The organism is Pseudomonas sp. M2(2023) (genome assembly GCF_030263955.1).
Taxonomy (GTDB): domain Bacteria; phylum Pseudomonadota; class Gammaproteobacteria; order Pseudomonadales; family Pseudomonadaceae; genus Aquipseudomonas; species Aquipseudomonas asiatica.
On the sequence record NZ_CP127114.1, the window covers coordinates 2840017 to 2862863 of the forward strand.

A 22847-nucleotide genomic window follows, 5' to 3' on the forward strand; every position below is an offset into this window, starting at 1 on the left:
TATACCCCAGGGCGCCGCGGCTGTCACCACCCAATCTGTGGGCAATGGGTGACCCACTAGTGGGGGCCCTCACCCATTTTTGACGCCGTGGCATTTAGCGCGCATCAGGCGCCACAAGGATTTATTTAGAAACATATTCCTCGTATTTGGGTTGGCACACCCGTTGCTCCAGCCCCGGAAACGGGCAAATAGCCATGACGGCGCAAACGAGGCGCAAGGCAATGAAAACACCTGCCATGATCCACCCTGCAAGGCATGCATTCCAGCTGTCCACCGTCGCTACGCTGATGCTCGGCCTTGGGCTGGTCACGGCGACAGCGGCGCCCATGGACGACAACAGCATGCCCCCGCCGACCGACCCGTCGGCCTACACTGATCAGCCGGCTGACCCGACCCAGCCCTTGCTGGACCTCTATAGCATGCCAGAGGCGAATCAAGGCTCACTCGAACTGACCGATGGCGTGTACGGTGACCGCAACACGGTAAGCGCAAACAACGTGTTGCCACCGGCCCTGCAAACCGGGGAAAAATACCCCACCAATGGCAAGCCAAGCCCGCTGTTCGGCGCGTTGCCGTTTACCCAGCAGTTACTGCTATTCGAGGAATTCGGCACGGAAAGGCTCGACCCCACGCTGCCGCCGCCCACTCTGACCTTCCCGGTGCCGACCCTGGGCGCGGCACCAGCGCAGGACCCCAACGTGGTGGCCCGCAGCGGCCCCAGCGGTACAGCCCTGGAAGCCTTCCTCAAACAGCCGGGCCTGTACCCCTTCCCGACCCAGTATTCCAACGTGCTCGACCGCAACCCATGGAAGGCGCAGATCGAGATGTTCCTCAACCGCCAACCGGTCGGTTCGCCTGCGGAAGGCCGGCCACCAGGAAAAGGTTGGTCGCACCAGCGCTGGAACGAGTTCTACCCGCAGGCGGGGTTCAAGACCGCCCAGGCCGGTGCGCGCATCAACCTCGGCCTGCGTGACCGCAAGCAGCTGCACAACTATGCAGTTGGCGAGTTCGCCCCGGGCGGCCTGTACTACCAGACTTCCGATATCCCGAACACACTGGGCACCACCAAGGGCATCGACACCCGCTTCCACCCGAAGATGCCGCTGCAAAACCACAAGTCGCTATGGACCTTCGACGGCACCTTCCCGCCCAAGCTGCTGATGGTGCGCTATGGCCAGCCGATCCTGATGCGCCATTACAACGCCCTGCCGATCGACCCTGCAGCTAACAACGGCTTTGGTCTGCACACCCTCTCCACCCACGAGCACAACGGCCATTCGCCGGCCGAGAGCGACGGCTATGCCAATGCCTACTTCTTCCCCGGCCAGTATTACGACTACCGTTGGCCGTTGCAGCTGGCCGGCTACGACACCATCAACACCCGCGCCCAGGACCCGCGTGCGGCGTTCCCCTGCTCACCGGGTGAAACCCTGTTCGTCAATGACGCCTCGCCAGGCCTGAAAACCTGCCAGAACGGCAGCATCAAGATTCGTGGTGACTGGCGCGAAACCATGAGCACCCACTGGTTCCACGACCACATGCTGGATTTCACGGCGCAGAACGTCTACAAAGGCAACGCCGTGATGATGAACTACTACAGCGCCCTGGACCGCGGCAACGAGGCCCTGCAGGATGGCGTCAACCTGCGTTTCCCCAGTGGCTCGGGCATGCCGTGGGGTAACCGCGACTACGACGTCAACCTGGTGATCGCCGACAAGGCCTGGGATGCCAACGGCCAGCTGTGGTTCAACCCGTTCAACACCGATGGCTTCCTCGGCGACCAGATCCTGGTCAACTGGCAGTACCGGCCAACGCTCAAGGTACGCGCGCGCAGCTACCGCTTCCGTATCCTCAATGGCTCGGTGTCGCGCTACCTGAAGCTTGCCGTCGTGCGGGAGATCGCCGGCAACAGCGGCGAGTTCAAAGGCCCTACCGGCTCCAACCTTTCATACGCGCGGGTACCGTTCCACATGATCGCCAACGACGGCAACATCATGGAACACACCGTGCCGTTCGACGGCACCATGGACCTCAACGGTGACGGCAACCTGCAGGACAACAACGGCGTCCTGCCGCTGCAGGGTATCGCCGAACGCTACGACATCATCATCAACTTCGCCAAACACGGCATCAAGATCGGCGACAAGCTGTACCTTGTCAACCTGGAGGAACATCAGAGCGGCAAGGGCCCGGAGGGTGCCATTGCCCTGGCCGATGTGCTGTCGGAAAAATACAAGGCGGTGATCAAGCAGACCAGCAACGGGCCTGAGTGGGACAACGGCGACCCGGCGATCGGCAAGTTCATGCAGTTCGTGGTTCAGCCCTACAGCGGCCAGGACCTGAGCATGGACCCGGTTGCCTATGAACCGGCCAAGCCGGGCAAGGCCGAAGGCCTGAAAATGCTGCCGCTGCCGATAGACCGTAATTCGGCCACCGACCAGGCCAAGCTCAAGGATGCCCGCCATCGCGAGTTCATCTTCGGCCGCTCGGACGGTACCGACACCCAGCCCTGGACCATCAAGACAGATGGCAGCTTTGGCTACTCCATGGACCCACGTCGCATCAACGCGGCGCCACAGTTGACCCAGCAGTCTACCGACGGCGGTTTCAGCGGCGACGGTACCCTGGAAGTATGGAAGATCATCAATGGTGGCAATGGCTGGAGTCACCCGGTGCATGTGCACTTCGAGGAAGGGGTGATCCTCAGTCGCGACGGCAAGGCCCCGCCAGAATGGGAAAAATGGGCACGCAAGGACGTGTATCGCATAGGTCCGGATACCGACTCGTCCAAAGAGGTGGAAATGGCCATCCGCTTCCGCGAATTCGCCGGTACCTACATGGAACATTGCCACAACACCCAGCATGAAGACTCGTCGATGCTGCTGCGCTGGGACCTGGAACACCCAGGCCAGTTCCAGGTGATGCCGACCCCACTACCGGGTTGGGATGGCGTGGAGTACGTGGCTTCGGTTGGGCTGCCGACCTTCCGCACCGAAGGCCATGATAACGACGAGCCGACCAACAAACCGCCGGTTGCGGCCAACGACAGCGCGGCTACCACGGCCGGCAAGCAGATCACCTTGAACGTGCTGGCCAACGACACCGACCCGGAAAACAACCTGCCGTTGACCGTAGTCGGCCTCAGCCAGCCGGACTCCGGCCAGGGCACTACCAGTACCGACGGCAGCACGGTCACCTACGTCCCACCGGCCACGGTAACCACAGCGTTCACCGCCAGCTTCAACTACACGGCTCGTGACGCCAAGGGCGCCGAATCGGTGGCCCCGGCCACGGTCAGCATTGCGGTGAGCCCGGCAGCGGCGGTCGACCAGATCCAGGTCACCAGTGCCACGGTGCAGGTGCGCAGCGGCAACCGCTTTACCTGGGACATTTCGGGCACCACCACGGTGGCCACCGGCAACAGCATCACCGTGACTGCGGCAACCACCAGTGGCCCGCTGCTGCTGGGTACGGCCACGCTGAGTACCACTACCAGCGGCGCCCGTTGGCGCTTGTCGACCACAACCACCGGCAGCGGCCCGGCCACACCGGCGACCGTGACCGTGAAATCGGCGCTGGGGCAGAGCGTGACGGCGCCGGTCAGCATCAGGTAACCGAAAAGCGGGGGCTGCCATGCAGCCCCCGCTACCGTTTTCGACGAGGACCGCATCATGTCCGGCTCATGGCGTTTCCTGCTGGTGCTCTCGCTGTTCGCCGCCAGTATCCCGTTCTGGCCGTTGCAACCACAGCAACCCGTGGCCGGGGAAGCTGCAACTCCCTGGGGCGCAAACTACTTCCCCAACATCCCGCTGCTCACCCAGGACGGTGAAAAGGTGCATTTCTTCGACGACCTGATCAAGGACAAGGTGGTCGCCATCAACTTCATCTTCACCGGCTGCTCCGACTCCTGCCCGGTGGAAACCGCGCGCCTGCGTCAGGTGCAGAAAATCCTCGGTGACCGGGTCGGCAAGGACATCTTCCTCTACTCCATCAGCATCGACCCCTACAACGACACCCCCGCCACCCTCAAGCGCTACGCCGAAAAGTTTGGTATCGGCCCCGGCTGGACGCTGCTCACCGGCGAGCCGGCCGATATCGAACAATTGCGCCGCAGCCTGGGCCTGTACATCGATGGCCTGGAAAACGGCCGCTCCAAGGACCACAACCTGAGCCTGATCATCGGCAACCAGGCCACCGGCCGCTGGATGAAGGCCTCGCCCTTCGAAAACCCGTACATTCTCGCCGACCGCCTGGGCAACAGCCTGCACAACTGGAAACAGGCCAGTGCCATGGCCAATGACTACGCCCAGGCTCCCGAGGTGCGCGCACCCAGCAGTGGCGAGCAACTCTTCCGTACCCGCTGCTCGTCCTGCCACACCCTGGGCAATGCCGAGCCCGGACAACCCGGCATCGGCCCCGACCTGCTCGGCGTGACCCGCCAGCGTGATGCCAACTGGCTGACCCGCTGGCTGAAGGAGCCCGACCAGATGCTGGCCCAGAAAGACCCCCTGGCCATGCTGCTGTACGAACAATACAACCGCGTGGCCATGCCCAACATGCGCCTGGGCGATACCGAAGTCAGCGCGCTGATGAGTTACATGGAGGAAGAAACTGCGCGCCTGCAGACGCCGCTGGCCGATAAGGGAAATCCTTAAAGGCAATTGGCCACCAGTCATTAGGCTGTCATCTTACTGTCGTATTTTTCGACCATCACCCAGGGTTGGGAACTATCAGCAGTGATTCGCCGTTCGCTTTCATCCGCCAGCCTTCTGCGGCTGCTGATCCTGATGCTCTGTGCAGCCACCCTGGCCTTTGTCTGGGGGCTGCATGTTTCGCAGAAGGTTGCCGCCCGCCAGGACACGCTGTCGGCCAAGGCCGCCGAGCACCTGAACCTGGCCAGTATCGTTGGCGAAAGCCTGCGCCAGTTGGTGGATCGCGCCCAGGCCGTGGGCCGGGTCGCCCAGGACGACATGAAGATGCTGAGCCAGGGCAGCGTCAGCCTGGCGCGCATGCTTGCCGAAGACCCGGTATTCAAGCGCATGAGCCTGTACGACCGGCAAGGCCGGCTGTTGTCGGCCAGCCATGCCGACGAGGCCGCCGAGCTGCCCGAAGACTGGCTGCGCCAGCTGCAGCGGCACGTTGCCCGCTACGGTTTCAAACCGTTCCTGCCCAGCGTGCAGCCCCCCGGGCAAGCGACCACCGTGCCCAACTGGCACCTGCCCTTCCTGCTGCCGCTGACCAACCCGCCGGGTCGCGAAATCGACAATATCCTGGTGGTGCAGCTGGACATCGGCTACCTGGCGGTGCTGCTGCAGCACATCGACCTGGGCGGCAGCGGGCTGGTGCGCCTGCTGCAGGATGACGGCCTGGAGCGGGTGCGCATCGATAGCAGCGGCGTGGTGGCCGGTGACGCACTGCTGCCCGGGCTGCCGGACAGCGGCAGTGAAGCAGGCATGCTGACCCAGTACGCGGCCGGCGCCCCCTACCAGAGCCTGTACCGACGCCTGCCCGAGCGGGGTTTCAGCGTGGTGGTCAGCCAGCGCCAGGACGAAATCCTCGCGCCCTCGACGCTGGCCTATTCCCGGCAGTTCTGGTTGAACCTGAGCATGACCCTGATGATCCTCGCCAGCCTGCTGTGGACCTTGCGCCTGTTGCGCAAGCGCCAGGAGGCCTTCAGCGCGCTGGAACAGGCGCAGCAGGTCAACCAGCAGTTGATCGACCGCCTCGAGGACGAACACCGGCGCAGCAGCCATGCCGCGGCCACCGACCACCTCAGCGGCCTGCACAACCGCCGCCAGTTCGTCGAGGTGGCCGGCCAGGTGCTGACCCGGCAACGCGGCAAGCGCCGGCTGATGGCGATCCTGTTCATCGACATGGACCGCTTCAAGTCGATCAACGACTCGCTCGGGCACAAGATCGGCGACCTGCTGCTGCAGGCCGTTGCCGGGCGTATCCAGCGCCTGCTGGAGCCCGGCGACGAGGCTTCGCGCTTTGGTGGCGACGAGTTCGTGGTGCTGCTGGCCGGCGAGCGCAGCGAGGAGCAGATCAATGCCTGGGTCCGCGTACTGGTGCAGAAGCTGTCGGCCACCTACGCGCTGGACGGCCAGGAGGTCAACACCAGCCCCAGCGTAGGCGTGAGTATCTGCCCGCGCGACGGCCAGGACATCGACAGCCTGATCCGCAGTGCCGATGCCGCGATGTACTCGGCCAAGCAGGCCGGGCGTGCGCAGTACCGTTTCTTCGACCCATCGCTGAACCTGGCCGACATCCACGCCTTCACCCTCGAACAGGCCTTCGGCAGCGCCCTGGCCGAGCGCCAGTTCGTGCTGCACTACCAGCCACAGATCCGCCTCGACACCCAGCAGGTGCTGGGCTACGAAGCGCTGGTGCGTTGGGACCACCCCGAGTTCGGCCTGCTGTACCCTGACCGGTTCATTGACCTGGCCGAACGCAGCGGCTTCATTGTCGAGCTGGGCTGGGAGGTGTTGCGCCTGGCCTGCGAGGCCCTGTCGGGTTGGGACGCCCAAGGCCGGAAGACGCGGCTGGCGGTCAATGTATCTGCGCTGCAGCTACGCCAGGCAGACTTCGCTGCACGGCTACTGAGCGAACTGCAGCAGTACGCCATCGCCCCGCAGCGGCTGGAGCTGGAAATCACCGAAACCACCATCCTAGACCCCGAAGGCACGGCGGTGGCGCACCTGCACACTCTTCGCGACGCCGGGCTGGGCATCAGCCTGGACGATTTCGGCCGCGGCTACGCCGGTTTTGCCCACCTGCATTCGCTGCCGCTGAGCAAGCTGAAGATCGACCGCTCACTGATTGCGCCGCTGTCCAACAGCCACGACGACAGCCCGATCGTATCGTCCACCATCATCCTTGCCAAACGCCTGGGCCTGGAAGTGGTGGCCGAAGGCGTGGAAACCCGCGAACAAGTGGTGTGCCTGAAGCTTGCCGGCTGCGATATCGCCCAGGGCTACCACTTCAGCCGGCCGCTGTCGCCGGCGCAGCTGCGTGACTACCCGCTCTTCAACGGTGTCGAGGACAAGGCCTGCGTGTAACGCAAGCCAGATTGGGGCTGCGAAGCAGCCCCCGACAATCCCGCCAGCATCGCAGGTAGGACAGGCAATCCATTTCGGTTTATCGTGTGCCCATCATCCACTCGCCCCCGCACCATGACCGACATCGAGCGCTACCTCCGCGCCGCCACCCGTGACAACACCCGGCGCAGCTACCAGGCCGCCATCGAGCATTTCGAAACCCACTGGGGCGGTTTTCTCCCGGCCACGGCCGAGAGCATCGCCCGCTACCTGGCCGACCACGCCGACCAGCATGCCGTCAGTACCCTGCGCCAGCGCCTGGCGGCGCTCAGCCAATGGCACGTCGCCCAAGGTTTCCCCGACCCGACCAAGGCGCCGCTGGTGCGCCAGGTGCTGCGCGGCATCCGCACCTTGCACCCGACACCGCCCAGGCAGGCGGCGCCGCTGTTGCTGCAGCACCTGCAAAGCGCAGTGCAATGCTTCGAAGAAGAAGCCCGCCAGGCCCGCGAACAGCATGACCTGGCCACCCTGCGCCGGGCGCGTCGCGACGCTGCGCTGCTGTTGCTGGGCTTCTGGCGCGGTTTTCGGGGTGATGAACTGGCACGCCTGCGCGTGGAGCACATCCAGGCCGAGGCCGGCGTCGGCATCACCCTGTTCCTGCCGCGCAGCAAGGGCGACCGCGAAGCCCTGGGCGTACAGCATCGCACCCCGGCCCTCAAGGCCTTGTGCCCGGTCACGGCCTACCTGCAATGGCTGGAAGTCGCCGGCATCGCCCATGGGCCGGTGTTCCGCAAGCTCGACCGCTGGGGCAACCTCGGCGACACCGCGCTCAACAGCAACAGCCTGGTCGGCCTGCTGCGGCGCATGCTGGAGCGCGCCGGGGTACCGGCGGCGCTGTATACCGGGCACTCGCTGCGCCGAGGTTTTGCCACCTGGGCCACGGCCAACGGTTGGGAGCTGAAGGCGCTGATGAGCTATGTGGGCTGGAAAGACGCGAAGTCGGCGTTGCGCTACATCGACGCGGCGCAGCGCTTTGGCGAACTGGCCGTGCTACCGGCCAGCCAGGCGCAAAAGCTTATTCCTTGAAGGTGTGACGGGCGATGCCGCCAATTTCCGGGTTGATGGCATACAGGTCGCCAGCGTCGGGGTAATGCTGCAAGTCTTCGGCACTCATGCCCAAGCGCGCGGTGCTGATGAACAAGGTATTCATCCCCTCCCCACCGAAGCAGCAACTGGTGGGGCACGGCACTGGCATCAGTACCTGGTCGGTGAGGTGGCCATGGCGGTCATAGCGTAACAGGCAACTGCCATGGTACTGACACACCCACAGGCCGCCGTCACGGTCCAGCGCAAGGCCGTCCGGCCGCCCCAGTTCGGCAGGGGTTTCGGCAAACAGAGTGACCGCGCCAAGCCGGCCTTCGGCCAGGTAACTGGCGCGGTAGATCGAGCGCGCCGCCGAGTCCACGAAGTACACCGTATGGCCGTCCTGCGACCAGGCCAGGCCGGTGGGCAACGCCATGTCGTCGTGGATCACCTGATCATTCAACTGCCCGTCAAAGCGGAACAGTGCCCCGGTGTTGCCGCTCAGGGCATCGTCCATCAGCCCGGTCACGAATCGGCCCTGCGGGTCGCAGGCGCCGTCGTTGAAACGGTAGGTCGACCGCGGGTGAACCGACACCGAATGCCGGCGCACCTTGCGCAGCGATACGTCGAAGATGGCCACGCTGGCGTCTTCGGTGAAAATCAGGTTGCCCTGGTCGGTCAGCGCCAGCGCACCAATGCGTGCCGCGGATTCGTACAGGCACTCGGCCTGGCCATCAGGCATCAGGCGGTTGATCCGCCCGCCAGAGATATCGACGAAGTACAACGCGCCGCTGCCTTCATCCCAGACCAGGCTTTCGCCCAGGTCGGCGCGGGTGCTGGCGACGTTGACTGGCACGTAGCGGCAGGCCTTGAGGCGGTTGCGCAACTCGCCCACCTCCGCCAGCGTCATGGAACAGGCCAGTCCCAGGCCCTGTGCGGCATCGGTAAACACCGCAACGTTATCGTGGAAAGGCTCTGTGACGGGCATTTGCTGGCTACCTTCGATTCTCCTTTCTACGATAACAACAAAAAAATCAATGACCAAGCGCGGGGTGCGGCAGACTGCAGCGGTCGATCAAGTTCGCGTTGCGCAGCGCCACAGCCGCCCGATATCACAAGCCCGCGCCCGCAGCAGCTCAGCAGCATTGGCACAAGCCTGCTCCAGGCTCATCGGCCCGCTGGCCAAGGCAAAGGCAGCGTCGACGCCATGGGCATACAGCTGCTGGTAGCCTTCACCCAAGGTCCCGGCCAGCACCACCACCGGCACCCCATGGCGCTTGGCAACCCGAGCCACCCCCATCGGCGTCTTGCCACGCAAGGTCTGGGCGTCGAAGCGCCCTTCGCCGGTCACTACCAGGTCTGCACCTTGCACCAAGGCATCCAGGCCGGCCAGTTCGGCCACCACTTCCACCCCAGGGCGGAATTGCGCGCCCATGAAGGCCCGGGCTGCGAACCCCATGCCGCCAGCAGCGCCACAGCCTGGGTAGTCCCGCACATCCTCACCCAGCAGTTGCGCACAATGGTCGGCAAAATGCCCCAGGGCCTGGTCCAGCGCCTGCACCTGCTGTGGGTTGGCGCCCTTCTGCGGGCCGAAGATCGCCGATGCGCCGTTGGCGCCACACAGCGGGTTGTCGACGTCTGCCGCGACTTCGAACTGCACCTCGGCCAGGCGCGGGTCAAGGTCGCTGGCATCGATGCGGGCCAGCTTGGCCAAGGCCAGGCCGCCCTCTTCCAGCGCTTGCCCGTGGGCGTCCAGCAGGCGCAGGCCCAGCGCCCGCAACATGCCGCTGCCCGCGTCGTTGGTGGCGCTGCCGCCAATGGCCAGCACTACCCTTTGCGCGCCGGCGGCCAGGGCGGCGGCAATCAGCTCGCCGGTACCCCAGGTGCTGCTGCGGCAGGCATCGCGCTGGCCAGTGGGCACCAGTTGCAGGCCACTGGCCTGGGCCATTTCGATGATCGCCGTGCGGCTTTGCGGCAGCCAGCCCCAGCCCGCCTCCACGCTTTGCCCCAACGGCCCGCGTACCGTCTGACGACGCAGCTCGCCGTGGCTGGCGGCAAGAATCGCATCCATGGTGCCTTCGCCACCGTCGGCCATCGGGCACTCGACCAACTCGGCCTCCGGCCAGGCCTCGGCCAGGCCCGCCGCGATGGCGCGGGCGACACCGGCGGCGTCGAGGCTGTCCTTGAACGAGTCGGGGGCAATGACGATCTTCATGGGGTTTCTCCTGTCCTGATGAGCGGCATGCTGACAGGTGGCTGCCAAGGTGGCCTCGGTCAAATGCACAAAACGCCGGGCGGGTTGTTTGGGCAGATGCCTTTCACCTGCACTGGCCCTATCGCCGGCAAGCCAGCTCCCACAGGTTCGACACAGGCCTGAGAGCAGCATGCATCCTGTGGGAGCTGGCTTGCCGGCGATAGGGCCGGTGCAGGCTGCCCTTCAGTCGGCAGGCAGCAGCTGCAACCCCAGGTACAGGCTAAGCATCCCTTCCATGCGCAGCGGGTCGACCTCGCCCAGCTCGGCAATCCGATCCAGGCGGTAGCGCAAGCTGTTGCGGTGGATGCCCAGGGCATCGGCACAGGCCTGGCTCTGGCCGTCATGGGCACACCAGGCGCGCAGGGTGGTGAGCAATTGCCCGCTGCTGTCCTTGCTGCGAATACGTTGCAACGGCTCCAGCAATTCATCCAGCGCATCGTCGTTGCGGTGCCGCCACAGCAATGCCGGCAACCGGTAGCGCTGCAGGCTGAGCAAGCGCTCGCCGGGCAGTACCTCGCGCCCATAGGCCAACAGGTCGCGCACCCGGCGATAACCCCGGCGCAGTTGCTCCAGGCTTTGCGCGACACTGCCCAGGGCCAGCCGCTCCACGTCCCAGCCATGGCGCTGCAGGCGTTCCAGCAGGCGAGTTTCGTCCAACGCCACACCTGCCGGGCGACACCACAACAACGACTGACGGGCCGGGCTTACGCACCAACTGTCCGGGTAGCGGCTCATCAACCATGCCGCCAGGGTTTCGGCGGCTGGCCCCGAGGCCAGCTCGAACAGGCACGGTACCCGCGGCAGCTGGGGCTTGAGGCCCAGTTGCCGGGCCTCGTCGAGCAACCGGGGAGAATCGCCGCTGCCGCCCAGCAACAGGGCCAGCAAATCGTCACAGCGCTGGCGTCGCCATTGCTGGTCGGCCTGCAAATGGCGCTGGGCCAGCAGCATTTCGGCGGTCATGCGCACCAGCTCGCCATAGGTGCGCACTTGCTGCGGGTCACCGGTCAGGCCGAGTACGCCCATCAATCGGCCATCCAGCATCAGCGGCAGGTTCACCCCGGGCTGCACGCCCTTGAGGCACTTGGCAGCGTCCGTATCCAGTTCGACGATGCGGCCGTTGGCCAGCACCAGTTGCGCACCCTCGTGGCGGGTGTTGATACGCTCAGGTTCGCCACTGCCGAGGATCAACCCTTGGCTGTCCATGACATTGACGTTGCATGGCAGAATGGCCATCGCGCGGTCAACGATATCCTGCGCCAGGTCATGGTCGAGTTCGAACATTGAGCGGTCCTTTGGGTGTCAGGGATTTGGGCTCGGGCACAGCAGCCCGGTGCAAGTGCTGTGCAAAAGCACAAAGACAGGCACGCCGCAGTCCCCGAGACTCGTCAGGGCGAGCGCCGGAACAGGCGACGCGGCGACAACCATAACAACAGAGAACCCGATCATGGCATACAGCCCCGCCCCTGACCAAGGCACGGACATCACCCGCAACGCGCTGTACCGGCGCATCACCCTGCGGCTGATTCCGTTCATTTTCATCTGCTACCTGTTCAACTACCTGGACCGCGTCAACGTCGGCTTTGCCAAGCTGCAGATGCTCGACGCCCTGAAGTTCAGCGAAACGGTGTACGGCCTTGGCGCCGGCATCTTCTTCATCGGCTACGTGCTCTGCGGCCTGCCGAGCAACCTGGCGCTCAACCGCTTCGGCCCGCGGCGCTGGATCGCGCTGATGATGATCGCCTGGGGCAGCCTCTCCACCTGCCTGCTGTTCGTCACCACGCCCACCGAGTTCTACGCCTTGCGCCTGTTGACCGGCGCCGCCGAAGCCGGCTTCTTCCCGGGCGTGGTGCTGTACCTTTCGCGCTGGTTCCCGGCGGCCCGCCGCGGCCGTATCATGGCGCTGTTCATGTCGGCGATCCCGGTATCGGGCCTGCTCGGCGGGCCGTTCTCCGGCTGGATCCTCCAACACTTCGCCGCCGGCCAGCACGGCCTGGCCGGCTGGCAATGGATGTTCCTGATCCAGGGTCTGCCGACCGTTGCCCTGGGTGTACTGGCGGTGTTCCTGCTCAGTGACGGCTACCAGAAAGCCGCCTGGCTGAGCCCGGCCGAACGTCAGCTGATCGCCGCCGACCTGGACGCCGATGCCGCGAGCAAGCCGAGAACCACCGGCGACGGCGTGCTCGCCGTGCTGACCAACCCGCTGATCTGGACCTTCGGCTTTGTCTACTTCTGCATCCAGAGCGGTGTGTATGCGATCAACTTCTGGCTGCCGTCGATCATCAAGAACATGGGCTTCGACAACCCGCTGCTGATCGGCTGGCTCAGCGCCATCCCGTACCTGCTGGCCGGCGTGTTCATGATCCTCTGCGGGCGTTCTGCCGACCTGCGCAACGAGCGCCGCTGGCATCTTGTGGTGCCGATGCTGATGGGCGCCATCGGCCTGCTGATCGCGGTGAACTTCGCCGGCAACCCGACCATTGCCATCCTCGGCCTGTCGATCGCCACCATGGGCGCGCTCACGGGCCTGCCGATGTTCTGGCCGATGCCCACCGCGCTGCTCAGCGCCGGCGCGGCTGTCGCGGGTCTGGCGATCATCAACTCGGTGGGCCAGATGGCCGGCTTCCTCAGCCCGTACCTGGTCGGTTTCATCAAGGACCAGACCGGCTCGACCGATGCTGCGCTGTATTCGCTGGCGGCGTTGATCGTGCTGGGTAGCCTGGTGGCCTTGCGGGTTACCCGGGCTGGTGCGCTGAGTACTGCAAGGGCCAGTTGAGGCATTCGCGGGTAAACCCGCTCCCACAGGATCACCACCAACTCGAAGATGGTGGGATCCATGTGGGAGCGGGTTTACCCGCGAAGAGGCCCGCCCAGGCCACACACAATCCACACCCTCCACCGATCGTCAGCTCAACGCATCCCCTCCCCAGCCCAGGCGTCAAATGGTTCCAAAGGTCCCTTTGGAGAACCCCCATGACCCAGCACGCTGTGGCTCGCCTGGCCCAACTCGACGAACACCGCCCCCTGCGCGTCCAGGCCGGCAGCGAGGAGATCATCCTCATCCGCCAGGGCGACCAAGTGCGCGCCTACCAGGGCAACTGCCCCCACGAAGGCGCGCCACTCAATGAAGGCGTGGTGTGCGGCGGCCTGCTGGTGTGCCCCTGGCACAAGGCCGCGTTCGCCGTGGACGAGGGCGCGGTCTGCGAGCCGCCGGCCCTGGCCGACCTGCGCCGCTACAAAACCTGGGTCAAGGGCGACGAGGTCTGGGTCGACGACCAACCCCTGCCCAGAACCGAGCCGCCCCGCCACAGCGACGCCCGCTGTTTCGTGGTGGTCGGCGCTGGTGCCGCGGGCAGTGCCGCAGTTTCCACCCTGCTGGCCCATGGCTTTGCCGGCCGCCTGGTCTGGATCGATCAGGAGCGCCAACCAGCCTACGATCGTACTTCCCTGAGCAAATTCGTGATCGCCGGGCAGATGCCGCCCGATGAAGTACCGGCCCTGCTCGAGCCCGATGCTCTGCGCAAGGGCCAGCTGGAGCGCAAGCATGGCAAGGTGCGCACCCTGAACACCCAGAAACGCCAGGTCACCCTGGCCGACGGCCAGCAGATCGACTACGACGCCTGCCTGCTGGCCACCGGCGGCAAGGCGCTGCGGCCCGATATCCCCGGCGTCGACCTGCCTGGGGTATTTACCCTGCGTTCACGGGAGGATGCCGCGCACCTGCTGGATGCTGCCGAGCCCGGCCAGCCGGCAGTGATCGTCGGCGATGGCTTCATCGGCCTGGAAGCCGCGTCGGCCTTGCGCAAGTACGGCGTGCAGGTGCACCTGATCACCCGCCATGAGGTCCCCCTGGCCCGGCAACTGGGCGAGCGCATTGGCCGTAGCATCCGCGAGTTGCACGAACGCAAGGGGGTCACCTTCCACGGCCCTACCGAGGTCGAACGGATCGAGGGCCAGGACAAGGTCGAGGCCGTGCTGCTGGCCAACGGTGAGCGGCTACAGACGCCATTGGTGCTGCTGGGCACCGGGGTAAGACCTGCGACCGCGTTCATTCAGGGCGTGCTGCTGACCGAGGACAAGTCAGTGCAAGTGGACGCCGAAATGCGCGCCGCAGATGGCCTGTGGGCCGCGGGGGATATCGCCACCTTCCCCCTCAGCGGGCGCCCGGTGCGTATCGAGCACTGGCGGCTGGCCCAGCAACATGGAGTGATCGCCGCCGCCAACATGCTCGGCGAGCAGCGCCGCTACGCCGACGTACCGTTCTTCTGGACCTATCAGCACGGCCGCACCTACGACGTACTGGGCCACGCGCGGGACTGGAACCGTATAGAGTTCGTCGGCGAGCCGGAAAAAGGCGACTTCATTGCCTTGCAATGCGTGGATGAGCGGGTCGAGGCAGTTGTCGCCAAGGGCTATTCCGATGCCATGGCGACGCTGTCGCAACGCCTGAAGCGTCCGTTGACCTTGCAGGAGGCCTTGGCGCTGATCGGTTGAGGCTGCCTTTCATTGCGCCCCGGTTGTGTGTAAAACGGGTAGATCAGCCGACCGCACAAGGACCCAAGCGCATGATCTACCGCCCCCTCGGCCACAGTGGCCTGCAGGTTTCCGCCCTTACCCTGGGCAGCATGATGTTCGGCGAGCAGACCAGCACCGAGGACGCCCTGCGCATCATCGACAAGGCCTGGGACCAGGGCATCAACTTCATCGACACTGCAGACGTGTACAACGCCGGACGCGCGGAGGAAATCGTCGGCGAAGCGGTGGCCCGCCATCGCCATGACTGGATCGTGGCCAGCAAGGTCGGCTTTGGCCCGGCTGATGGCCTTCCCAACCGCAGCGGCCTGTCGCGCAAGCACATCTTCAATGCCCTCGATGCCACGCTGACGCGCATGGACATGGACTACCTGGATATCTACTACCTGCACCGCGAAGACCACAAGGTGCCGCTGGAAGAAACCGTGCAGGCCATCGGCGACCTGCTGCGCCAAGGCAAGATCCGCTACTGGGGCGTGTCCAACTTCCGCGGCTGGCGCATCGCCGAGGCGTGCCACATTGCCGAGCGCCTGGGCGTGCCCAGGCCGGTGGTGAGCCAGCCGCTGTACAACATCGTCAATCGCCAGGCCGAACCGGAGCAGCTTACAGCTGCGGCCGCCCATGGCCTGGGCGTGGTGCCATTCAGCCCGCTCGCGCGGGGCGTGCTCAGCGGCAAATATGCGCCGGGGGCGGTGCCGGATGCCGGTAGCCGTGCCGGGCGCCAGGACAAGCGCATCATGGAGGTGGAATGGCGCCAGGAGTCGCTGGCCATTGCCCGGCAGATCCAGGCCTATGTGGAAGCCAAGGGCGTGGGTATCGTCGAGTTCGCGATTGCCTGGGTACTGAACAATCGGCTGGTCAGTTCGGCGATTGTCGGGCCGCGGACGGAAGAACAGTGGGATACCTATGGCGGGGCGCTGGCAGTGAAGATCACGGCGGAGGATGAAGCGTTCATTGATTCGCTGGTCACACCAGGGCATGCGTCGACGCCGGGGTTCAATGATGTGGCGCATTTTGTTAGCGGCAGAATTACCGTGCATTAACACTTGTCAACACACGCGTGGCATCGAGCAGCAGTCACAAGGCGCGGCCTAGTATTTCTGCCAGTTGTCCACCAGTGCTGCTCTGCATAGGGTGAGGTCACTCACTTGAACGGGGCGTAGCCATGTCATCCACCGCCGTCACTGACCGTTTTTTCTATCAACAGGACCGTTTGGTGTCCAGGTATCGCGACAAACACGCAAGGTTGCTATACGCCGAGAAGCTGCTTGCGCAGCTGGACGCCAGAACGGATGAACATTCAATGCTGCTGCAGACCGATTCGAACGGATCGGTGCTGAATGTGCGGGGGCAACAGCGTATTCGTGCTTACACGCCTTACGGTTTTTCTCCTGATGATTCGGGGAAGGTACTCGCAGGCTTCAATGGCGAGTATCTGGATGTCGTGACGCTCGGCTATCCGCTTGGGCAAGCCAAACGGTTTTATCTCGCCAGGGCAAGATTCAACAGTCCCGACCCATTGAGCCCGTTCGGGGAAGGGGGAACCAATTGCTATACCTACTGCGAAGGTGACCCTGTGAATTTCGCCGATCCGACAGGGTTGCGCAGGTTTTATGTTTCTTCTCCGCCAAGACTTCCTTCAGGACGTCCTTCAACACTTTTTTCAAGACTGGTTTCAAGAATTTCTCCAAACCGAAACTCTGCGCGAGGTGGCAGTAATCCGCCACCAAGTTCGTCGTTGAACATCTCCAACCAGTCCAGCCATCAGTCAGCCCACAGAGGCCACCAAGCTGCAGGAGCGCGTCCGCAAGAAACTGAATTGAGACGAATAGGTTCAGGAGGGGAAAGTCCTGCAAACCTCAATGAGAGGGAGAGTTTTAACCTCAGTCAGGCGTGGAATCGACCAGGCACTATCATGCAAAATCTCCAGATCGCGATCTATCTTCCCTACAGCATCGCCAGAAGGTATCCAGCGATATCCATTCTTGCAGTTATCGGTATTGTCGGAGGTATAACAGCTGCAGTACTTCTTACAAGGAAGAACTGACTGAAGATTGGCTGCCAGTCTCTATCACCATGGGGAGCCCAATGCCGGGCTCCCGGTCCCCCTTTCCCCAGTCACCCCGGTATCGTGCGCACCATTGGTTTTCTATCCGCGAACTGGCCAAGCGCAACCTTGCCTACCTGCACCTGTCCGAACCGGACTGGGCCGGTGGCAAGCCGCTGCGTGACGAATTCCGCCAAGCGATTCGTGCGGTCTACCCGGGGGTGATCATTGCTGCCGGTGCCTACACCGCCGAGAAAGGTGAAGACCTGATCGGGCGTGGCTTGATCGATGCCGTAGCGTTCGGGCCCTGCTTCATTGCCAACCCGGACCTTGTAGAGCGGCTGCGGGTGCAGGCGCCGTTGAATGCGCACCGGGCGCAGTTCGATTATGCCAATGGGGCTGAGGGGTATACGGATTATCCGTTCCTCAAGCAGCCTTGATGCTGAAAAAGGGAGCTCATGGGCTCCCTTTTTGTTGCCGGTGCCCGCGAAGAGGCCTGTAGGCTTAGCTCAGTTCAGCCAGGGCCTGCGCGGCATAGGCATGCGAACGCTGCCGTGCCAGCGGGTCGTGGATGCGGCAGTCGATCATCAGTTCATCCGCACCGGTCTGCTCGATCAGGGTGCGCAACCCTTCCCTTACCCGCTCCGGCCCGCCGGCCACGGTGCAGGCCATCACCTGCTCGAGTACCTCGCGCTCATGGCCCGGCAGGCTCTCGACATACCCCTCCTGCGGCTTGGGCAACAGGCCGAAGCGCCCGACATGCAAGTCCAGCATCCACTTGCGATGGGAGCTGGCCAGATAATCCGCCTCGGCATCGCTGTCGGCGGCGAACAGGTTCATGCCCACCATCACATACGGCTTGGCCAGTTGTGCCGAAGGCTGGAAGTTGGCCCGGTAATGGGCAATGGCCTGCAGCAGGTAGCGCGGGGCAAAGTGCGAGGCGAAGGCATAGGGCAGGCCCAGTTTCGCTGCCAGGTCGGCACCGAACAGGCTGGAGCCGAGAATCCACACCGGTATGTCATGCTTGCCAGGCACGCCGCGTACCCGCCGTTTGCCATTGTCAGCCAGGTAGTCGCGCAGTTCGGCGATGTCCTGGCTGAAGTCGCGCTCTGGCGCAGCACCACGCAAGGCGCGCACGGTAGGCCCGGAGCTGCCCGGCGCACGGCCGAGGCCCAGGTCGATGCGGCCAGGGTGCAGGGTGTCGAGCGTACCGAACTGCTCGGCCACAACAAGCGGCGCGTGGTTGGGCAGCATGATGCCACCGGCGCCAACGCGGATATGCCGGGTGGCGTTGGCGATTTCGTTGATGACCAGTGACGTGGCGGCCGAGCCGATGCCCGGCATGTCGTGGTGCTCGGCGATCCAGTAGCGGCTGTAGTGCTGTTGCTCGACATGGCGCGCCAGTTGGCGGGACTCTTCGATCGCGTCGGCGAAGGTCTTGCCTTCGCCGATCATGACCAGGTCCAGTACGGACAGTGCAGTCATGGGGTCTCCACAGGGATTATCAGTGACTGCCAGTTTCCCTGCTGCGCAGCCAGTGATAAACCCGGCTTCAGGCCCGGCATAGGGGCCTGCCATTCCCCAATCAGTCTTCCCAGGGCACGCCCGGTTCCCAGCTGGCTACCAGCAGGTCAATGAAGCCGCGTACCCGTGGCGACAGGTGGCGCTTGCTTGGGTAGACGATGCGAATCGGGTCCGCCGGTGGCCGATAGGCTTGCAGCACCTCCACCAGGGTGCCGTCGCGCAGGTCGTCGCCGGTGATGTAGGTGGGCAGGTGAACCAGCCCGAAACCCGCCCGGGCGCCGGCGAGCATCGCCTCGGAGCTGTCGATGTTCAGCCGCCCGGGGTCTTCGCACAGGTGCAGTCCCGCTTCGGTATGAAAGCGCCACGGCATGACCTTTTCGCCGGCCAGGAAGGCGATCTTGTCATGGCCGTAGAGGTCGCCGGGCACCTGTGGTACGCCGCGTTCGTCCAGGTATGCGGGCGAGGCGCAGGTGACGAACTGCTGCCAGGCCACCGTACGGGTCAAGAGTTGCGAGTCTTCCTTCGGTACACCGATACGCACCGCAACGTCGATACCCTCCTCGACCAGGTCGACGAAACGGTCGGTGAAGCGTATATCCGCGCGCAGCTCGGGCCACTGCTTCAGGTAACGGTCGAGAATCGGCAGCACATGGCGCTGGCCGAACGACAGGGGTGCTGTCAGGCGCAGGGTGCCGGTGGGCTTGCCACGGCGCTGGGCCATGGTGCTTTCCACCTCGTCCAGGTCATCCAGAATCTGCCGCCAGCGCTCGTAGGCCACCAGGCCCTCGTCGGTCAGGCTCAGCTTGCGCGTGGTGCGGTTGAGCAAGCGCACGGCCATGCGCGCCTCCAGGCGAGCGATGCTCTTGCCCACCGCCGAGCGCGTCAGGCCCAAGGTGGCGGCGGCGGCGGTAAAACTACCGGCCCTCGCGGCGCTGACGAAGGCGGCGATGTCGCCGAAGCGGTTGGGTTCCATGGGTGGTTCCTGAGTCTGGTGCGGCTGGTTTAGATAGGTATGGATTTGTGAAATGCAAGCAGGGCTGTCGAGAGCGATCAAGCGAAGACCTTGATCACCAGTAAATGCACCGGATAGAACAGGTAACCCCAACGCCCCACCGCAGGCACCCGCCAACCCTCCTGACGCAGCAACGACCACCCGAGCGGAATCGCCAAGGCCGCGGCCATCAGCGTCAGCACGGTAAACGGCGCCAACAGATGCTCCTGCAACCAGCTGTTGGTCAGGTTCCCCCCCATGGCCAACAGGCAGGGCAACAACCAGGCCGCCCCTTCCTTGCGCCGGGCCATCAACCAGGCGCCCGGCAGCATCACCCCCGGCAGCCCGTACATCAGCTGTTCGCTGAACAGCCACCCTGCAAGCAGACCGGCAAAGCCAAGCACGCGCGCCGAAATCAACGGATGATGCACACCCCAGGCAACCAGCAACCCCAACACCAGGGTCGGCATCACGCTGAATGTTGAAGAACCACTGTCCAGCCAACGGTACGCAGGTTCCGACAGCACCGCGAACACCAGCATCAGCCCCAGATAACGCAGGTTGCCGCGGGTATAGAGCGTCCCGCACCTGGTGCGCGCCACATTCACCGCAATCGCCAGGCAAAACAGTGGAAACGCCAACCGGCCAACCACGAACAAGCCATCGGCATCAGGCCACAGAAAACGCAGGTGGTCGGCGACCATGGTCAGCATCGCCGTCCACTTGACCAGGTCCAGCCCGGCTGAACGCACGCCTCAGCGCCCGCGCTCGCCTGTGGCAGGCCCCAGGTAGCGATCGGTCCAGGCGGCCAGCGGCAAAGGTGGCTGCTGCTCGACGATCCGTCGCCAGATCAGCACCAGGTCGTCGCCATTGAACGCCGCCCTTGGCCCGGCACCCTCCCACAGCGACGGCACATCGGTAATCCAGTGCCCCTGGCTGTCTCGGTGGGCCATGTTGAAGCGGAACGTGTAGTTACCCGGGATGCCCATGCGCAGGTCGCTGACCACCAGCGCATCGCCGACCTGGTCGTAGCGCAGCCAGTCATCGGTGAACCAGCGCAAGCGCTGGTGCAACGGGTGCCCGGCCAGCGCTTGCGCCAGTTGAAGATTACGCGGCAAACGTTGCATTTCTGGCGGGTGCTGGTCGAACCCGCTGCTGATGCCTTCGTAGTAATCGCCATCCGGGGTCTTGGCCAGCACCCGCCAGACCAGGCTGTTGAACGCTATCGGCACGGCACGCACCTGGCTGACGGCGATGCCTTGGCGGTCGAGGGCAGCCTGGAACCGCTGCTCGGCCGCCATGCGTCCGGCCAGGCCGAACCCCAGGTAGGCTGCGCTGAAGAGCAAGGCCAAGGTCATTAGCTGCACCGCCTTGCTTGTCAGCCCCTTTATGCTTGCGTAGATCACCGCGGCCAGCAGTGGCACGGTGTAGACCGGGTCGATGATGAACACCGCCGCCCAGCTTTCCGGGGTGGCCTGCAAGGGCCAGAACAACTGCGTGCCGTAGACCGTGAAGGCGTCGAGCAACGGGTGGGTGACCAGCACCAGCCAGAACGCCAGGAACAGCCTGGGCAAGGTATAGCCTTTGCCTGGCCAGCATTTGTTGACCAGCCAGGCCAGCAGCAAGGCCAGGCCGGTGAGCACGAACAAGGAATGAGAAAAGCCGCGGTGGTAGGTCATCTGCGACACCGGGTCGGCGTAGCGGATGATCACGTCCAGGTCGGGAAGCGTGCCCAGCGCCGCACCATACAACAGCGAGCGGCGGCCCTGGATGCGGCCGAGCACGGTACCTTGCAAGGCCGCGCCGAGTACGGCCTGGGTGATGGAGTCCAAGGGTGGCATTCCTGAAAAGGTGGTTTCCAGAAGCTACCTTCATCCCGCCCTGATGCGCAATTCCCTTGGTTATGGGCTTTCATTATGGGAGATGGCCCAGCCCTTTGGGCTGCGCTGTCGCGTAGATAACTGACATTGCAAGCACTCCGCATACCCTATGGGAGCGGCTTTAGCCGCGAAGAATCCAACGCGGTGCATGGCACCGGCTGCGCCGGTGTTCGCGGCTAAAGCCGCTCCCACAAAGGTCCCGCTGGCAACCTGTGGATGCGTCAGAACAACTGCCAGGTGTACACCAGCGTCAGACGGTTCTCGTCGATGTCGCTGCGGTAGTTGGACCGGGCCATGGCATTGCGCACCCGGATCCCCAGCCCCTTCAGCACACCGCCCTGCACCGCATAACCGATGTCCAGGTCGCGCTCGCGGTCGCGCCCTTCGTAACCCAGCCCGGTATCGACATTGTTACCGGTTATGTAGCGCACGGTCGCGGTCAGCCCCGGCACGCCCATGGCCGCGAAGTTGTAGTCGTAGCGCACCTGGTACGAGCGTTCGTCGGTGTAGGCGAACTCATAGGTCGGTACTTCGTTACCCAGCGGCGAGATGTTGGCGAACACCCGTGGGAAAGGGCTGTCGCCATAAATGCCCTGGTAGCCGGCATGGAAGCTGTGCCCGCCATGCCGGGCAGTGAACATCGAAAAGAACGCCTGGTTGTCGATATTGCCGAGCAACGCATCGCCGTCCTCGCGCGCGGTGAAATACCCCAGGTTGGCACTGAGCACCCAGTTGCCCAGGGGCTTGCTGTGCTTGAGGCCGACAAAGCCCTGTTCGTAAATGTCCTCAAGCTGCCCATACCACAGGCTGACGCTGCTCTGGTTGGCATTGAACACATAGTCCCCGCCCAGGTAGTTGAAGGCGTCGCTTTCTACCTGGCGGATCGGCACATGGCCGAGCATGGCGTTCATCTTGCCGTCGCCGCCTTCGTTGCGCAGGTGGGTGCTTTTCAGGTGCCCGGCCTGCACGGTCAGGCCGTCGATTTCCGCCGAGCTCAGGCTGGCGCCCTGGTAGGTCGGTGGCAACAGGCGGATGTCGCTGAAGGTCAGCACCGGCAGGTTGGGTTGCAGTTCGCCGACGCGCAATTCGGTTTTGGACAGCCGGGCCTTGAAGGTGGGCGCCAGGCGGCTGTATTCGTCGGCGGCGCGGCCATCGCCGTGCACCGGCAGCAACCCGGTGTTGGTGCGGTCTGGGCTGCTGTCGAGCTTGATGCCCAGCAGGCCCAGGGCATCAATGCCAAAGCCGACCGTGCCCGGGGTGTAGCCCGACTTGAAGTCGAGGATGAAGCCCTGGGCCCACTCCTCGGCCTTGGATTGCCGGTTTGCCCCGACGATGTCGGAGAAGTCGCGGCTGAAGTAGTAGTTACGGGCACTCAGGGTGGCCTTCGAATCTTCGAAGAAGCCGCCTTCGGCGGCCAGCAACGGTTGGCTGAGCAAAGTCAGGCCCAGGGCGACGCAAGGGGTGTGGTTCATTCCGAAGCTCTCTTGATCTTGTTTTTATG

16 protein-coding genes and 1 pseudogene are annotated in these 22847 nt (G+C 64.2%); 9 read left to right on the forward strand and 8 right to left on the reverse strand.

The genetic code is table 11. The annotated features are described in order from the left end of the window. Window positions 1–221 precede the first annotated feature (221 nt). The 4 genes from QN085_RS13225 to QN085_RS13240 all read left to right on the forward strand — a co-directional run bounded on the left by QN085_RS13225 (window position 222) and on the right by QN085_RS13240 (window position 8123). A complete protein-coding gene (locus QN085_RS13225; protein ID WP_031325775.1) occupies window positions 222–3614 on the forward strand; it encodes an Ig-like domain-containing protein in 3393 nt (1130 codons plus the stop codon). Window positions 3615–3671: 57 nt separating this feature from the next. Beyond that, a complete protein-coding gene (locus QN085_RS13230) occupies window positions 3672–4655 on the forward strand; it encodes an SCO family protein (RefSeq protein WP_023663263.1) in 984 nt (327 codons plus the stop codon). 81 nt (window positions 4656–4736) lie between these two features. Continuing rightward, a complete protein-coding gene (locus QN085_RS13235) occupies window positions 4737–7058 on the forward strand; it encodes a putative bifunctional diguanylate cyclase/phosphodiesterase (RefSeq protein WP_013972659.1) in 2322 nt (773 codons plus the stop codon). A gap of 114 nt (window positions 7059–7172) precedes the next feature. Further along, a complete protein-coding gene (locus QN085_RS13240) occupies window positions 7173–8123 on the forward strand; it encodes a site-specific integrase (RefSeq protein WP_013972660.1) in 951 nt (316 codons plus the stop codon). Here QN085_RS13240 and QN085_RS13245 read toward each other — a convergent pair. From QN085_RS13245 to QN085_RS13255, 3 genes are all read right to left on the reverse strand, one after another. Further along, a complete protein-coding gene (locus tag QN085_RS13245; RefSeq protein WP_230397105.1) occupies window positions 8113–9030 on the reverse strand; it encodes an SMP-30/gluconolactonase/LRE family protein in 918 nt (305 codons plus the stop codon). The genes QN085_RS13240 and QN085_RS13245 overlap by 11 nt on opposite strands. 165 nt (window positions 9031–9195) lie before the next feature. Then, a complete protein-coding gene (locus QN085_RS13250) occupies window positions 9196–10335 on the reverse strand; it encodes a glycerate kinase (protein ID WP_013972662.1) in 1140 nt (379 codons plus the stop codon). Window positions 10336–10557: 222 nt separating this feature from the next. Then, a complete protein-coding gene (locus QN085_RS13255) occupies window positions 10558–11655 on the reverse strand; it encodes a sugar diacid recognition domain-containing protein (RefSeq protein ID WP_013972663.1) in 1098 nt (365 codons plus the stop codon). 163 nt (window positions 11656–11818) lie between these two features. On the opposite strand from QN085_RS13255, the gene QN085_RS13260 reads away from it, so the two are divergent. From QN085_RS13260 to QN085_RS13280, 5 genes and pseudogenes are all read left to right on the forward strand, one after another. Continuing rightward, window positions 11819–13147 carry an MFS transporter gene (locus tag QN085_RS13260; RefSeq protein ID WP_023661989.1) on the forward strand — a complete coding sequence of 443 codons (1329 nt, stop codon included), beginning with the start codon at window positions 11819–11821 and terminating at the stop codon, window positions 13145–13147. Between the two features lie 197 nt (window positions 13148–13344). Beyond that, window positions 13345–14865 (forward strand): FAD-dependent oxidoreductase, encoded by a 1521-nt coding sequence (locus QN085_RS13265; RefSeq protein ID WP_024087151.1) that lies wholly within the window; start codon window positions 13345–13347, stop codon window positions 14863–14865. Window positions 14866–14936: 71 nt separating this feature from the next. After that, window positions 14937–15947, forward strand: a complete 1011-nt coding sequence (locus QN085_RS13270) for an aldo/keto reductase (protein ID WP_013972666.1) — start codon at window positions 14937–14939, stop codon at window positions 15945–15947. A 122-nt stretch (window positions 15948–16069) separates the two neighbouring features. After that, the gene (locus tag QN085_RS13275; protein WP_080563782.1) at window positions 16070–16951 is read left to right on the forward strand and encodes an RHS repeat-associated core domain-containing protein; all 882 of its coding nucleotides are present in this window, start codon (window positions 16070–16072) and stop codon (window positions 16949–16951) included. Window positions 16952–17049: 98 nt separating this feature from the next. After that, a pseudogene (locus QN085_RS13280) lies at window positions 17050–17391 on the forward strand (oxidoreductase); the annotation flags it as partial. A gap of 64 nt (window positions 17392–17455) precedes the next feature. On the opposite strand, the gene QN085_RS13285 reads toward QN085_RS13280, so the two are convergent. The 5 genes from QN085_RS13285 to QN085_RS13305 form a co-directional block, all read right to left on the reverse strand. Continuing rightward, complete coding sequence (locus QN085_RS13285; RefSeq protein ID WP_013972668.1) at window positions 17456–18436, reverse strand: LLM class flavin-dependent oxidoreductase; 981 nt, start codon at window positions 18434–18436, stop codon at window positions 17456–17458. A gap of 100 nt (window positions 18437–18536) precedes the next feature. After that, window positions 18537–19448, reverse strand: a complete 912-nt coding sequence (locus QN085_RS13290) for a LysR family transcriptional regulator (protein WP_013972669.1) — start codon at window positions 19446–19448, stop codon at window positions 18537–18539. A gap of 77 nt (window positions 19449–19525) precedes the next feature. Further along, window positions 19526–20218, reverse strand: a complete 693-nt coding sequence (locus QN085_RS13295; protein WP_013972670.1) for a TraX family protein — start codon at window positions 20216–20218, stop codon at window positions 19526–19528. A gap of 3 nt (window positions 20219–20221) precedes the next feature. Next, complete coding sequence (locus QN085_RS13300; RefSeq protein ID WP_041505920.1) at window positions 20222–21298, reverse strand: metal-dependent hydrolase; 1077 nt, start codon at window positions 21296–21298, stop codon at window positions 20222–20224. A gap of 269 nt (window positions 21299–21567) precedes the next feature. Continuing rightward, window positions 21568–22818 (reverse strand): OprD family porin, encoded by a 1251-nt coding sequence (locus tag QN085_RS13305; RefSeq protein ID WP_013972672.1) that lies wholly within the window; start codon window positions 22816–22818, stop codon window positions 21568–21570. Window positions 22819–22847: the final 29 nt, after the last annotated feature.

Excerpts from the sequence above, each read along its gene's own strand:
- QN085_RS13225 (WP_031325775.1), top strand. The coding sequence starts at position 222 with ATGAAAACACCTGCCATGATCCACCCTGCAAGGCATGCATTCCAGCTG.
- QN085_RS13230 (WP_023663263.1), top strand. The coding sequence starts at position 3,672 with ATGTCCGGCTCATGGCGTTTCCTGCTGGTGCTCTCGCTGTTCGCCGCC.
- QN085_RS13240 (WP_013972660.1), top strand. The coding sequence starts at position 7,173 with ATGACCGACATCGAGCGCTACCTCCGCGCCGCCACCCGTGACAACACC.
- QN085_RS13245 (WP_230397105.1), bottom strand. The coding sequence starts at position 9,030 with ATGACGCTGGCGGAGGTGGGCGAGTTGCGCAACCGCCTCAAGGCCTGC.
- QN085_RS13250 (WP_013972662.1), bottom strand. The coding sequence starts at position 10,335 with ATGAAGATCGTCATTGCCCCCGACTCGTTCAAGGACAGCCTCGACGCC.
- QN085_RS13255 (WP_013972663.1), bottom strand. The coding sequence starts at position 11,655 with ATGTTCGAACTCGACCATGACCTGGCGCAGGATATCGTTGACCGCGCG.
- QN085_RS13260 (WP_023661989.1), top strand. The coding sequence starts at position 11,819 with ATGGCATACAGCCCCGCCCCTGACCAAGGCACGGACATCACCCGCAAC.
- QN085_RS13265 (WP_024087151.1), top strand. The coding sequence starts at position 13,345 with ATGACCCAGCACGCTGTGGCTCGCCTGGCCCAACTCGACGAACACCGC.
- QN085_RS13270 (WP_013972666.1), top strand. The coding sequence starts at position 14,937 with ATGATCTACCGCCCCCTCGGCCACAGTGGCCTGCAGGTTTCCGCCCTT.
- QN085_RS13275 (WP_080563782.1), top strand. The coding sequence starts at position 16,070 with ATGTCATCCACCGCCGTCACTGACCGTTTTTTCTATCAACAGGACCGT.
- QN085_RS13285 (WP_013972668.1), bottom strand. The coding sequence starts at position 18,436 with ATGACTGCACTGTCCGTACTGGACCTGGTCATGATCGGCGAAGGCAAG.
- QN085_RS13290 (WP_013972669.1), bottom strand. The coding sequence starts at position 19,448 with ATGGAACCCAACCGCTTCGGCGACATCGCCGCCTTCGTCAGCGCCGCG.
- QN085_RS13305 (WP_013972672.1), bottom strand. The coding sequence starts at position 22,818 with ATGAACCACACCCCTTGCGTCGCCCTGGGCCTGACTTTGCTCAGCCAA.